The sequence below is a fragment of the Crossiella sp. SN42 genome (genome assembly GCF_023897065.1).
GTDB lineage: Bacteria > Actinomycetota > Actinomycetes > Mycobacteriales > Pseudonocardiaceae > Crossiella.
Map to the genome: position 1 here is coordinate 119,622 of NZ_JAMHIV010000017.1, position 12,412 is coordinate 132,033.

Consider the following 12,412-nt stretch of genomic DNA (forward strand, 5'->3'; position numbering starts at 1 on the left):
GCAAGCAATTCGACGACGTTGGCTACGCTGCGTCGTCAGAGTCCTTCGGTGGCCTTGCGCACCAGCGCGGTGACGGAGTCCAAGGCCCGCAACCGATCCGAGGGCACCAGGCCGATCCGGCTGCGCCGGTCCAGCACGTCGTCGGCGTCCAGCGCGCCCTCGTGCCGCACCGCCCAGACCACCTCGGCCGCGGTGACGCCGAGCCCGTCCGCGACCTCGGCGCCCAGCCTCGGGTCGAGCTGGGCCAGCGCGGCCAGTCGCACGGCTTCCGCGCCGTAGCGGGCAACCAGCCGCGGCGCTACCTCCATTGTGGACAGATACTCGGCTGGCGCGGCGCCGACCAGCGGCACCTGCGCGCTGCGCGAGGGCCCGGCGGTCAGGCCGCGGCGGGCGATCGCGGCGTCCACCGCGTCGGCGGCCATCCGCCGGTAGGTGGTGAGCTTGCCGCCCACCACCGTGGTAACTCCGTCCGGCGAGGCGAGCACGGCGTGTTTGCGGGAGAGGTCCGCGGTGCGGCCACTCGTACCCGGAAGGTCGATCAAGGGGCGCAGACCGGCGAACGCGCCGAGCACGTCGGCCGGACCGAGCCGCCTGCCCAGCACCGTGTTGGCCACGTCCAGCAGGAAGTCCACATCGGCCTGCGGGACCTCGGGCACCTCCGGCACCGGCCCGTCCATCGGCTCGTCGGTCAGGCCCAGGTAGACCCGGCCGTCCAGCTGCGGCAGCAGCAGCGCGAACCGGTTGCGCTCGCCGGGCACCGGCACGGTCAGCGCGGTGCCGCCCAGGCCGAGCGCGGCGCCGTCGAGCACCAGGTGCGAGCCGCGGGAGGGCCGCAGCCGCACGCCGGGCACCAGCCGATCCGCCCACACCCCGGTGGCGTTGATCACCGCCTTGGCCCTGATCCGGACGGCCTCGCCGGTCAGCCCGTCCACCACCTCGCCGCCGGAGCCGTCCAGGTGCACCGCCCTGGCCCTGGTGATGATCCGGGCGCCGAACCCGGCCGCGGTGCGGGCCAGCGCGACCACCAGGCGGGCGTCGTCGACCAGCTGGCCGTCGTAGGAGAGCAGCCCGCCGCGCAGCCCGCTCACCCGCAGGCCACTGGCCAGCGCCAGCGCCTCGGCGGCAGGCACCCGGCGGGGCGCGGGCAGCACCGCGCCGGGCGTGCCCGCGGTGCGGCGCAGCAGGTCGCCGGCGCGCAGCCCGGCCATGAAGACCGCCTCGTGGCTCCGGCTCACCCCGGCGCCGCGGGCCTGCCGGTGCAGCGGGATGAGCTGGGGCAGGGTGCGCACCAGGTGCGGGGCGGTGCGGGTCATCAGCAGGCCGCGCTCCACCGCGCTCTCCCTGGCCAGCGCGAACTCGCCGTGCGCCAGGTAGCGCAGGCCGCCGTGCACCAGCTTGCTGGAGAACCGGGAGGTGCCGAAGGCCAGGTCCTGCGCCTCGACCAGGGCCACCGACAGGCCGCGGGCGGCCGCGTCCAGCGCGACCCCGGCCCCGGTCACCCCGCCGCCGACCACCAGCAGGTCGAGCTGGTGGCCACCGGCGAGCAGGGCCAGGTCGTTGGCCCTGCGGGTGGCGTTGAGCGAGGTCGCGCGCAGCGAGCCGGCCGGCAGCATCGGGACGGTCATGGCCGCAGCACCGCGTCCAGGCCGTGGCGGAGCTCGGCCAGCAGCGCGGCCTCGTCCGGCTCGGCCACCGCCAGCCGCAGCGCGAAGACCACCGACTGGACCATCAGGAACAGCAGCCTGCACTGCGCGGCCACGTCCCCGGCGCGCACCGAGCCGTCGGCCTGCCCGGCCAGCACCTGCTCGCGCAGGAACTGCTCGGCCAGCCGCTGGGTGCTGCCCATCCGCTGCACCAGGTAGGGCAGCAGCAGTTCGGGGTCGACCTCCAGGATGGTGCGCATCAGCGGGTTGTGCGCGACCTCCCGGCCGGCCGCCACCGCACCGGCGACCAGCCGCTCGCGCGCGCTGGGCAGGTTCGCCGAGGCCGAGGCCACCGCGCTGAGCAGGCCGCGGAACTCGCGGGTGAGCAGCGCGGCGACCAGGCTGGTCACGTCCGGGAAGCGGCGGTACAAGGTCATCCGGCTCACCTTGGCCCGGCGCGCCACCTCGGCCAGCGTGGTGCGCCGCACGCCCACGTCGAGCACGCAGTCCTTGGCCGCGGCGAGCAGGACCTCGTCGTCCACCCGCTGGCCGCGGACCACCGGCGGGGCTTCGGAGGTGTGACACTCGGACGCCATGTGTCACACTGTAGCGGTGACCGAGCGCATCGACCACACCCTCCGCACCAGCTGGACGCCCGAGGGCGCGAAGGCGGCGCACCTGCCGTCGCACGCGCTGCGCTGGCTCCGCTCCCGCATCGGCCTGGCCGAGGTGACCACGCCGGTGGGGCCGGGCTCGCTGCACCCGGTCGCCGACTCGGCGCTGCCACCGGCCGCGCTGGCGGCCCTGGCCGAGGTGGTCGGCCCGGCGGCGGTGCTGACCGACCGGGAGGCCCGGCTCGGCCGCTCCGGCGGACTGTCCTATGTGGACCTCATGCGGCACAGGGGCTGCGGCGAGCTGGCCATTCCGGACGCGGTGGTGCTGCCCGCCGATCCCGAGCAGGTGCAACGGGTGCTGGAGGTCTGCGCGGCGCAGGACCTCGCGGTGGTGCCCTTCGGCGGCGGCACCTCGGTGGTCGGCGGGGTGAACGCGCTGCGCGGGGCCAAGGCCTCGGTGGTCACCGTGGACCTGGCCCGGCTGGACAAGCTGGTCTCGGTGGACCCGATCTCGCACACCGCGGTCTTCCAGGCCGGGGTGCGCGCGCCGGAGGCGGAACGGCTGCTGGCCGCGCACGGCTTCACCCTCGGCCACTTCCCGCAGTCCTTCGAGCGGGCCACCCTCGGCGGGTTCGCCGCCACCCGCTCGGCCGGGCAGGCTTCCGCGGGCTACGGCCGGTTCGAGGACATGGTGCACGCGCTGCGGCTGGCCACCCCCGCCGGCGAGCTCATCCTCGGCGGCGTCCCGGCCTCGGCGGCAGGACCTGACCTGAAGCGGCTGGTCATCGGCAGCGAGGGCGTCTTCGGCGTGATCACCGAGCTGACCCTGCGGGTGCGACCGGCGGCCACCTTCCACCACTACGAGGGCGTGGTGGTGGACGGCTGGGAACGCGGCGCGGCGGCGGTCCGCGCGCTGGCCCAGCAGCGGGTGCTGGCCGATGTCACCCGCCTGTCCGACATGGACGAGACCGAGGTGTCCCTTGAACTGGCGGGCGGCTGGAAGGGCCGGGCGCTGCGCGCCTACCTGCGCACCAGGGGTGTGGTCGCGCCCTGCCTGCTGATCCTGGGCTGGGAGACCGGTTCCCCGCGCGAGCTGGCCAACCGGCGGCGGGCCGCGCTCAACGCGCTGCGGGAGTTCAACCCGGTGCGGCTGGGCCGCCCGCTCGGCGAGGCCTGGCGCAAGGGCCGCTACGGCGGGCCGAGGCAGCGGGACGCGCTGCTGGAGGCCGGGGTGTGCGTGGAGACCCTGGAGACCGCCGGCGACTGGGCCGGGCTGGCCGCGCTGCGCACCGCGGTCCGCGGCGCGCTCACCGACTCGCTGAGCACCGCCGGCGCCCGCCCGGTGGTGATGTGCCACGTCTCGCACGCCTACGAGACCGGGGCCTCGCTGTACTTCACCGTGCTCGCCCCGCGCGCGGGCACCGCCCCGGTCGAGCAGTGGCAGCGGGCCAAGGCCGCGGCCTGCGAGGCCATCGTCAACCACGCGGGCACCATCACCCACCACCACGCGGTCGGCGTGGACCACGCGCCCTGGCTGGCCGCCGAGGTCGGCGAGCTGGGCGTTGAGGTGCTGCGCGCGGTCAAGGCCCGACTGGACCCGACTGGAGTTCTCAACCCGGGAAAGCTCGTGTGACACGCCGCGGGCTGGTGCGCTCGCGACCGGGGGCCTAGGGTCCGGCAATGGGTGATGTGCTGATCCGTTCCGTCCGCCCGTGGTCCTCCGCGCCCGACACCCCCGCGATCGACGTGCTCTGCCGAGCCGGTGCGATCGCCGAGCTCGGGCCGGAACTCACCGCCCCACCAGGGATTCCCGAGGTCGACGGCGCCGGTGGCGTGCTGCTGCCCGCGCTGGTCGCCGCGCACGTCCGGCCGCGCGCCGGACAGGCCGAGGCCACCCTGGCCCGGCTGGTCGCCGCCGGTGCCACCCTGCTCCGCGTGCACGGCCCGGCCGAGGACCTGGACGAGTTGCTGGCCGCCCGGCAGGTCTTCGCCGGCCGCGCCACCATCCAGCTGGTCGCCTTCGTGGCCGGCGGGCTCATCCGCGAGGAACGCGGCGAGAAGTTGCTGGACGCCGCGGTGGCCGCGGGCGCGAACCTGCTCGGCGGTCTGGACCCGGCAGGCCACGACCGCGACCCGGTGCGCCACCTGGACCTGCTCTTCGAGCTGGCCGAGCGGCACTCCGTGGGCATCGACCTCCAGCTGCGCGACCCCGGCGAGCTGGGCGCCTTCGTGATCGAGCTGATCTGCGAACGGGTGGCCGCGCTGGACATGCGCGGCAAGGTCACCCTCTCGCACTGCCTCGCACTGTCCACTGTGGAGGATCACCGGCGCGAGCTGCTGGCCGAGCTGCTGGCCGAGCACGGCATCTCGGTGACCACCCTGGCCACCGCCTGGGGAAACCCGCTGCCCCTGCGCCGGTTGCGCTGGGCAGGCGTGCCGGTCGGCCTGGGCGACGACGGCGGCGACCTGCTCGACCAGGCCCGCCTGCTGGCCGAGGCCAACGGTTTCGAGCGCGACGACGAGGTCGAGCTGTGCGCCGACGTGGCCACCCGCGACGGCGCGCGGGCACTGCGCGTGCGCGGCTACGGCGTGATCGAGGGCGACCGGGCGGAGCTGATGGTCGTGCCCGCGGACTCGGTGGCCGAGGCGGTACGGCAACGGCCGCCGCGCACCTTGGTGGTGCACGACGGCCGGGTGGTCAGTGGCGGTTAGATCGTCACGAGCATCTTGCCGGTGTTGGCACCCTTCAACAGGTCAAGGAACGCCTGCGGGGCGTTGGCCAGGCCCTCGACGGTGGTCTCCCGGTAGCTGATCTTGCCCTCGGCCAGCCAGCCGCCGACCTCGGTGAAGAACTGCTCCTGCATGGACCCGTACTCCTTCACGATGAACCCGCGCAGGTTCAGGCCCTTGCCGACGATCTCGATCATGTTGCGCGGGCCGGTGCGCTCGCCCTTCTCGTTGTACTGCGAGATGGCGCCGCACAGGGCGAACCGGCCGCCCTGCTTGGCCGCGCCGATCGCCGCCTCCAGGTGCTCGCCGCCCACGTTGTCGAAGTACACGTCGATGCCCTCGGGCGCGGCCTTGGCCAGCAGCTCGGCCACCGGGCCGTCCTTGTAGTTGAACGCGGCGTCGAAGCCCAGCTCGTTGACCAGGTAGTCGACCTTCTCCTGGCTGCCGGCCGAGCCGATCACCCTGGAGGCGCCCTTGAGCTTGGCGATCTGGCCCACCAGCGAGCCGACCGCGCCTGCCGCGCCGGAGACGAAGACGACGTCGCCCTCGCGGAACTGGCCCGCGGCCAGCAGGCCCGCGTAGGCGGTCAGGCCCGGCATGCCCAGCACGCCGAGGAAAGCGCCCGCGGGGGCCAGGTTCGCGTCCACCTTGACCGCCTGCTTGGCCTCCACCTTGGCGTACTCGCGCCAGCCCCCCATGTGCAGCACCAGGTCGCCGACGGCGAAGCCGGGGTCGTTGGAGGTGACGACCTCGCCGACCGCGCCGCCCTGCAGCGCCTTGCCCAGCTCGAACGGCGGCACGTAGGACTTCACGTCGTTCATCCGGCCGCGCATGTACGGGTCGACGCTCATGACCTTGTTGCGCACCAGCAGCTCGCCCTCGTCTGGGGTGGGCACCTCGGCCTGGACCAGATCGAAGTTGTCCAGGGTGGGCCAGCCCTCGGGACGGGAGGCGAGACGGATTTCCAGGCCGGTGGACGGGGTGGTCATGCTGGACTCCTCAGAAAAGAACGTGTCAGTCACTGACAAAAAACATACCATGACAATAGGCGGAGCGCGACATGTGACGTAGACTGACGATGTGAGCATGGTCAAGGACGAGCTGGGTCTGCGCGAGCGCAAGAAGCTGCGCACCAAGAACGCGCTGGTCGACGCCGCCCTGAAGTTGTTCTTCGGCAAGGGTTTCGAGGCCACCACGGTGGAGGAGATCGCCGCCGCGGTGGAGATCTCGCCGCGCACCTTCTTCCGGTACTTCGCCGGCAAGGAGGACGTCGCGCTGGCCCAGTTCGCCGAGATCGACGAGTTCTGCATCACCGCGCTGGCCGCCCGCCCGGACACCGAGCCCCCGGTGACCGCCGCCCGCGCCACCTACCTGGCCATGTTCGACCACATCGCCGCACTGGACGGCGGCCCGGCCCGCTACTGCGCCACCCACCGCCTGATCGGCCAGACCCCGACCCTGTTCGCCCGCTGGCTGCAGACCTCCGCCCAGGTCGAGCACCGGCTGGCCGAGGTGATCGCGGCCCGCCAGGGCGTCTCCGCCGAGACCGACCTGCGCTGCCGGCTGCTGATCCGGGTGGTCTGCGCCAGCGCCCGGCTCGGCATGGAGACCGCCTGCCTGCGCGGTTACGACACCATCGACGAGCTCCGCGCCCTGGTCATCGAGGCCCTGGACCTGGGCATCGCGGGCCTGCCTGCCGCCTGGTCCAGCGCCACCGAGCGTTGGTGACTGGCGCGCCGGTCAGTCCCGGCGGCGGATCAGCCCGCCGCGCTTGCGCAGCAGCTCCTCCAGGCCCTGCTGCGCGGCCCTGATCCGCTCCGCGCGCTGCTCCATGGTCAGGCCGTCGGCCGGCAGGACCGGCTTGGGCAGCGGCTTCATCTGGAACCAGCGCTCGTCGTAGAACAGGTCGCCGACCTCCCGCCAGCGCTCCCTGAGCTCCTGCTCGGTCGCGCTGAGCTGCTGCTCGGCCGTGGCGTGCCGCTCCTTGGCCTGGCGGACCACCTCGGTCAGCTCCTTGGCGCGTTCGGCGTCCACCTTCTGCATCCGGCGCACCGCCTCGTCCACCTGGCCGGTGATCGCCCGGTAGCGCTCGCTCGCGGACGGCTCGTTCACGGTTGGCCCTCCCCGCTGGCCTCTGCGGTGTCGAACGGGATGACGACCTCGGGCCGCGCGTGCTCGGACTTGTCGAAGAACAGGCCGCGGCGGGGCCGGGGCGACCAGCTGATCAGCTGACCGGCGGCCAGGCTGGACAGGTCCGGGCCGTGCACGTCCAGGGCCACCCAGGCGCCCAGGTCCTCGATGCCGCCGCCGAGGAAGCCGCTCTTGAGCCGCTGCACGCTGCGCCACCAGCCGATGGTGTGGGTGGCCAGCTCGGGGCCGTGCTTGAGGATCTGCTTGAGACTGTCCACTCCGGACTGCCGGGTGGTCGGGTCCTTCTGCTCCAGCAACGGATAGGCCGCGTCGATGGCGTAGAGCACCAGGTAGTGCGGCCGGGCCGGTTCGTTGTTGCCCGCGCCGCGGGCCGCGCGGGCGCCCAGGTCGGCGGCCAGCGCGTCCAGCGCGGCGCGCACGCCGTCGCTGTCGAGCAGCTCGACCTCGTTGCCGGTGTCCTTGAGCGCGCAGGTCAGCGTCTCCGCCGCCGTGCGGGCGTCCTCGGTCACGCAGATCAGGGTGAACCTGGCCTCGCCTGGAAGGTGTTGCCGGGCAAGGGAAAGCGTGGCCGCGGCGAGCACGCTGGCGGCATCGCGCAGCACCGAGCCGAGGGTGGCGATGTTGCGGCCGGGCGTGCGCGCCAGGGTCACCCCGGCCGCGCTGCCCGCCACGTCGATCACCTGGCCGAGCAGCGCCACCGGTGGACGGCCCCGGCGTGGTTCCAGCTGCCGGAAATCCTCCACTGTGGACAGTGGTGGCACGTGGTCGCCGTCGAACAGCCTTGGCTCGCCGAGGTGCGCGGGCCTGCGCTGCCACAGCTCCACCTGCAACGCGTCGAAGGTGCCGCGGCTGGTGGCGTCCGGGATGCGGGCCACCTCGTTGCCGTGCCGGACCCCGGAGTCGTGGTTGATCACCGCGTGCCGCCGCGGGATCTCGATCGCGGCCTGGTTGGTCTCCACCAGCACCCGGCGCGCCTTGGGCAGCGCGATCCGCACGATGAACTGCTCGAAGATGGCCGGCTTGCCCCAGAACGCCTCGATGCCGGAGACGTCCTGGCTGGAGAGCACCAGGTGGATGCCCTGCGAGCGCCCGCGCCTTGCCACGTCCTCCAGCAGCCCGGCCGCCTGGCTGGTCACCGCGTCCCGCTCGGCGAAGAGGAACTGGAACTCGTCGATCACCGCCACGATCCGCGGCCACCGCCCGCCGGTGTCCTCCGCGCGCAGCTCCTCCAGCTTGGTCACCTCGTGCCGCTTGGCCGCCTCCGCCCTGCGCCGCATCTCATCGGCCAGGTACTTCAGCAGCGCCAGCCCGAACTCCCGGTCGGCGTTGACGTTCACCCCGACCAGCCGCGCGTGCGGCAGCCAGCTCGGGTCCTTGCGGCCGGGGGTGAACTGGGCGAAGGACACGCCCTCCTTGAAGTCGAGCACGTAGAGCTCGAGCTCGTCGGGGGAGTAGCGCGCGGTGAGGCTGCCCAGCATCGCGTACAGGAAGTTGGTCTTGCCGGAGCCACTCGGCCCGCCGATCAGCGCGTGCGGCGAGGAGTCGCCGAGGTGCAGCAGCACGTCCTGGCCGTCGCTGCGGCCGATCGGCGCGCTCAGCCCGGTGGCCGAGCGCTCCGCCCAGCGGGTCTCCGGCAGCAGGTCGGCGAAGGTGCACACCCGGCTGCGCCGCTCCAGCAGCGCGTCCGCGATCGCCCCGCAGGCCATCGGCACCCGGTCCCTCGGCAGCGGCTCGTCCAGGGTGATCACCGCGTGCTCGCCGGTCATGGTGGAGGTGACCCGGCCGTCCTCGTGCAGCTCCACGGTCTCCAGCGGGCTGTTCACCGACAGCCGCATGTCCACCATGACCAGCTGGATGCCGCAGGCCAAACCATTGCGCGCGACCCGTTGCAGCTGCTGGCGGAGCTGGTCGTCCAGGTTCTCGTGGTTGCCGAACAGGATCGCGATCCGCCACGGTTCCGAACGTTTGCCGGTGGCCGCGGTCAGCGCGCGCAGCGAGTGGTGGCCGTCCACCAGGATCCGGGTGTGCACCCGGCGGATGTGCTCGGAGAACTCGCTGAGCAGGTCCTGCAACCGGCTCGGGTCGTGCACGGTGAGCAGTCCGGCGCGGGCCAGCGGGTACAGGCCGGGCAGCGAACCGGTGAACTGGCCGGTGTCCCACACGTGCACCTGCACCAGGCCAGGCTGGAAGTAGGACAGCGTGCGCAGCACCAGCGTCTCCACCAGCGCCTCGGCCAGCATCCTGGTGTTGTGCGCGGAGACCACGTGCAGGTGGCCGTGGTCCAGCAGCGGCACCGCGGCCGGGAACTCCTCGGTCAGCGAGGCGTCCTCCAGCCGGGCCGAGCCGATCCGCCACAGCCCCGGCGCGGGTGTGCTGCCGTCCCGCTCGCCGGGCCTGCCCAGCCAGTGCTCCCAGTGCTCGCCAGCCGAACCGGGCGCGTGCTCGTTGACCAGCGCGGTCAGCGTGGCCGGGCCGTCGCCGGTCCACTGCGCGAAGACCTGCTCGTGCTCGGCCAGCGCGCGTTCGGCCAGCGGTCGCAGCGCCGGGTCGGCCCACTGCGCGGCGAAGGCCGGATCCGCTTGCACGGCACGGATTCCGCGTTTGCGCAGGGTCAGCTCGAACTCGGCCCTGCGGTGCTGGGCCTCGGCCACGATGTGCTCCTGCCGCGCCGCCCCGAGGGCCATCGCGACGGCGTCGTGGAACTCGCCGAAGACCTCGCCGATCCGTGCCCGTCGCTCGAGCTTCTTGCTCACGCTGCACCGCCCAAGATCACGTCGTCAGTGTCACAGGGAGGTCATCAGGCCTTCTACCCGGTCCAGCGCGCCGGTGACCAGCTCCACGGTGCGGCCGTGCCCCTGACCCGCGCCCAGCAGCTCCGGCGGGACCAGCGAGGACGAGTGGTGCTTGCCCGCTTTCGCCAGTGCGGCCAGGGATTCCCCGATCAGTTCGTCGGCCTCGATCAGCACCTGATGTGCCTGGAGAAGCTGCTCGCGCACCGACGCCAGTGCGGCCGCGACCTCCGCGATGGACGACACCGGGCCTACAGCCTGCTCGCGTAGCCCTCGGCGGTGTTGATCGCCTGGGTCACCTGCTGGTGCGTCTCGGTCAGGTTCGCCATCGCCTGGTCCAGCATGCCCGCGGCCTGCTCGGCCTCGGGCTGGTTGCTGCCCTGCACGACCTGGAGCAGCGCGCCCTTGGCCTGCTCGATGGCGGTGGAGGCCGCCTGCAGCGCGCCGAGGCTCTCTTGCGCCTTCTCGTTGGCCTGGAGGATTCCGTTGCGAACCTGCTCCACACTTGCCATCTTGCGCCCTACTCCTCCACGCGGCTCCAGCCGTGCCACGGACATGGCACGGCTTATTTAGTTGAAGGTAGTACCCAAACCCCACCTCAGTACAACCAAGATCAGGCTGAATTCCACCGCCATTGGAGTGAGGGCCAGGACTACGCGGCGTGCCCCTACCGCCGTCCGGGGGCTTGTTCCAGGTCACGGACGCATCACAGGATCGTGCCGTACTGATCCTCTGGAAGGACGGCTGCTCACATGGCGAAACGCCTCTTGCTGCGCACCGCGCTGGCCGCCACCGCGGTCGCCGCGGCCGCGCTGCTGCCGGTGCCCGCACTGGCCACCGGGGCCGCTGACCCGGCCCGGATCCTGCACGTCACCGCACCCGGCGACCCGGCGGAGCTGGGGCAGAAGCTCGTCGAGGCCGGGTTCGACGTCCTCGGCCGTGAGGGCTCGGCGATCCTCGTGCTCGGCCAGCCCGGCGCGGAGGACCGGCTGGCCGGGCTCGGTGCCCGCACGGTCGGAGTCCAGCAGGCGCCGGCCGCCGCGGCCCCGCGCGCGGCCGCGGCCTACCCCAAGCCGAAACGACTGGCGGACAAGGAGTATCCGACCTTCTACGGCGGGTACCGCACGGTCGAGGGCTTTCACTCCTTCGTGGCCGATGTGGCCAAGCGCTACCCGGAGCTGACCAAGCGGGTGAGCTACGGCGAGTCCTGGCAGCGGCAGCAGGACCCGGCCAAGGGCAACCGGCTGGAGGCGCTGTGTATCACCGCGCAGGCCTGGCGCGGCTGCGAGCTCAAGCCGGACTCGGCCAAGCCGCGGTTCCTGCTGATGGCCCAGATCCACGCCCGCGAGGTGACCACCTCCGAGATGGCCTGGCGGTTCATCACCAGGCTGCTCGACGGCGCGCACAGCGACGCCGAGGTGGCCGCGCTGCTCGGCGGCACCGAGGTGTGGGTGGTGCCGCAGGTCAACCCGGACGCCATCGGCGTGGTGCAGGACGGCCTGACCAACGCCGGCACCTCGGCCAACAGCTCGGCCTGGCAGCGCAAGAACCTCAACGACAGCAACAGCGTCACGCCCTGCCCCGGCCCGTGGAGCGCCAACCACGAGGGCATCGACCTCAACCGCAACTGGGACTCCCGCTGGGGCGGCGTCGGCACCTCGAACAACCCCTGCTCGCAGACCTACCGCGGCCCGAAGGCGGCCAGCGAGCCGGAGACCCACCACCTGGCCGGGCTGTTCGAGAAGCTGTTCCCGGACCAGCGCGGCCCCGGTGAGAATGACGCGGCCCCGGCGACCACCCGCGGCGCGATGATCACCTTGCACACCTACGGCAACCTGGTGCTGCTGCCCTGGGGCCACGACCCGAAGGTCAAGACCCCCAACGACGCCGGGCTGCGCTCGATGGCCTTCCGGATGAGCGGCTTCAACGGTTACACCACCGGCCAGCCGGGCGAGGTGCTCTACAACGTCACCGGCGCGACCGACGACTGGGCCTACGACAAGCTGGGAATCGCCGCTTTCACCTTCGAGATCGGCCCGAACAGCGGTGAGTGCAACGGTTTCCACCCGGCCTACAGCTGCCAGGACAAGTTCTGGGAGCTGAACAAGGACGCGCTGCTGTACGCGGCCAAGTCGGCGCGGCAGCCCTACGTCTCCACGCTGGGCCCGACCGTGTCCGGGCTGAGCGTCAAGCGCGGCCTGTTCAGCGTCGAGGTCGCGGCCAAGGCCGATGACAACGCCTACGGCAACGTCGGCGTCGGCCGCCCGGCCGCGCAGAAGGTGGTCGAGGCCGAGGTCTACCTGGACCGCGCGCCCTGGGACGGCGGCAAGGCCCGCAAGCTCAAGGTCGGCGGCGACGGGACCACGGTCGAGGTCGGCGGCAAGGTCGGCGCCTGGGGCCTGGAGCGCCTGGCCTACGTGCGGGCCAAGGACGCCGACGGCAACTGGGGTCCGCTGACCGCGGCCTGGGTGAAGTGACCTGCTGA

11 protein-coding genes are annotated in these 12,412 nt (G+C 72.8%); 4 read left to right on the plus strand and 7 right to left on the minus strand.

What is annotated here, in order from left to right:
- Positions 1 to 35: 35 nt before the first annotated feature.
- Positions 36 to 1,595: a glycerol-3-phosphate dehydrogenase/oxidase gene (locus M8C13_RS21335; RefSeq protein ID WP_252482503.1), complete on the minus strand. Its 1,560-nt coding sequence runs from the start codon at positions 1,593 to 1,595 to the stop codon at positions 36 to 38.
- Between the two features lie 26 nt (positions 1,596 to 1,621).
- Positions 1,622 to 2,239: a TetR/AcrR family transcriptional regulator gene (locus M8C13_RS21340; RefSeq protein ID WP_252482410.1), complete on the minus strand. Its 618-nt coding sequence runs from the start codon at positions 2,237 to 2,239 to the stop codon at positions 1,622 to 1,624.
- Between the two features lie 16 nt (positions 2,240 to 2,255).
- Here M8C13_RS21340 and M8C13_RS21345 point away from each other — a divergent pair, with 16 nt between their 5' ends.
- On the plus strand, positions 2,256 to 3,890 hold the full coding sequence (locus M8C13_RS21345) for an FAD-binding oxidoreductase (RefSeq protein WP_252482411.1): 1,635 nt from the start codon (positions 2,256 to 2,258) through the stop codon (positions 3,888 to 3,890).
- A 47-nt stretch (positions 3,891 to 3,937) separates the two neighbouring features.
- Positions 3,938 to 4,969 (plus strand): N-isopropylammelide isopropylaminohydrolase, encoded by a 1,032-nt coding sequence (locus M8C13_RS21350; RefSeq protein ID WP_252482412.1) that lies wholly within the window; start codon positions 3,938 to 3,940, stop codon positions 4,967 to 4,969.
- Here the strand turns inward: M8C13_RS21350 and M8C13_RS21355 are convergent.
- Positions 4,966 to 5,976: an NADP-dependent oxidoreductase gene (locus M8C13_RS21355; RefSeq protein WP_252482413.1), complete on the minus strand. Its 1,011-nt coding sequence runs from the start codon at positions 5,974 to 5,976 to the stop codon at positions 4,966 to 4,968. The two genes, M8C13_RS21350 and M8C13_RS21355, sit on opposite strands and share 4 nt — an antisense overlap.
- 97 nt (positions 5,977 to 6,073) lie before the next feature.
- Between M8C13_RS21355 and M8C13_RS21360 the strand changes: the two genes are divergently transcribed.
- Positions 6,074 to 6,715, plus strand: a complete 642-nt coding sequence (locus M8C13_RS21360; protein ID WP_252482504.1) for a TetR family transcriptional regulator — start codon at positions 6,074 to 6,076, stop codon at positions 6,713 to 6,715.
- A 12-nt stretch (positions 6,716 to 6,727) separates the two neighbouring features.
- Here M8C13_RS21360 and M8C13_RS21365 read toward each other — a convergent pair whose 3' ends face one another.
- The 4 genes from M8C13_RS21365 to M8C13_RS21380 are packed head-to-tail and all read right to left on the minus strand — an operon-like array spanning position 6,728 to position 10,439.
- Positions 6,728 to 7,099, minus strand: coding sequence for a hypothetical protein (locus tag M8C13_RS21365; RefSeq protein ID WP_252482414.1), 372 nt, complete (start codon positions 7,097 to 7,099; stop codon positions 6,728 to 6,730).
- Entirely contained in the window at positions 7,096 to 9,891 is a 2,796-nt protein-coding gene (locus M8C13_RS45490) for an FtsK/SpoIIIE domain-containing protein (protein WP_252482415.1), read from the minus strand. The genes M8C13_RS21365 and M8C13_RS45490 overlap by 4 nt, the downstream gene beginning before the upstream one ends.
- Before the next feature lie 30 nt (positions 9,892 to 9,921).
- Positions 9,922 to 10,173 (minus strand): hypothetical protein, encoded by a 252-nt coding sequence (locus tag M8C13_RS21375; protein ID WP_252482416.1) that lies wholly within the window; start codon positions 10,171 to 10,173, stop codon positions 9,922 to 9,924.
- A 5-nt stretch (positions 10,174 to 10,178) separates the two neighbouring features.
- On the minus strand, positions 10,179 to 10,439 hold the full coding sequence (locus M8C13_RS21380) for a hypothetical protein (RefSeq protein ID WP_252482417.1): 261 nt from the start codon (positions 10,437 to 10,439) through the stop codon (positions 10,179 to 10,181).
- Between the two features lie 240 nt (positions 10,440 to 10,679).
- Here M8C13_RS21380 and M8C13_RS21385 point away from each other — a divergent pair, with 240 nt between their 5' ends.
- Positions 10,680 to 12,404: a M14 family zinc carboxypeptidase gene (locus M8C13_RS21385; RefSeq protein WP_252482418.1), complete on the plus strand. Its 1,725-nt coding sequence runs from the start codon at positions 10,680 to 10,682 to the stop codon at positions 12,402 to 12,404.
- Positions 12,405 to 12,412 lie beyond the last annotated feature (8 nt).

What these genes read in the sequence shown, in the direction of transcription:
- M8C13_RS21355 (WP_252482413.1), bottom strand. Translation starts at nt 5,976, where the DNA reads ATGACCACCCCGTCCACCGGCCTGGAAATCCGTCTCGCCTCCCGTCCC.
- M8C13_RS21380 (WP_252482417.1), bottom strand. Translation starts at nt 10,439, where the DNA reads ATGGCAAGTGTGGAGCAGGTTCGCAACGGAATCCTCCAGGCCAACGAG.
- M8C13_RS21360 (WP_252482504.1), top strand. Translation starts at nt 6,074, where the DNA reads ATGGTCAAGGACGAGCTGGGTCTGCGCGAGCGCAAGAAGCTGCGCACC.
- M8C13_RS21385 (WP_252482418.1), top strand. Translation starts at nt 10,680, where the DNA reads ATGGCGAAACGCCTCTTGCTGCGCACCGCGCTGGCCGCCACCGCGGTC.
- M8C13_RS21340 (WP_252482410.1), bottom strand. Translation starts at nt 2,239, where the DNA reads ATGGCGTCCGAGTGTCACACCTCCGAAGCCCCGCCGGTGGTCCGCGGC.
- M8C13_RS21350 (WP_252482412.1), top strand. Translation starts at nt 3,938, where the DNA reads ATGGGTGATGTGCTGATCCGTTCCGTCCGCCCGTGGTCCTCCGCGCCC.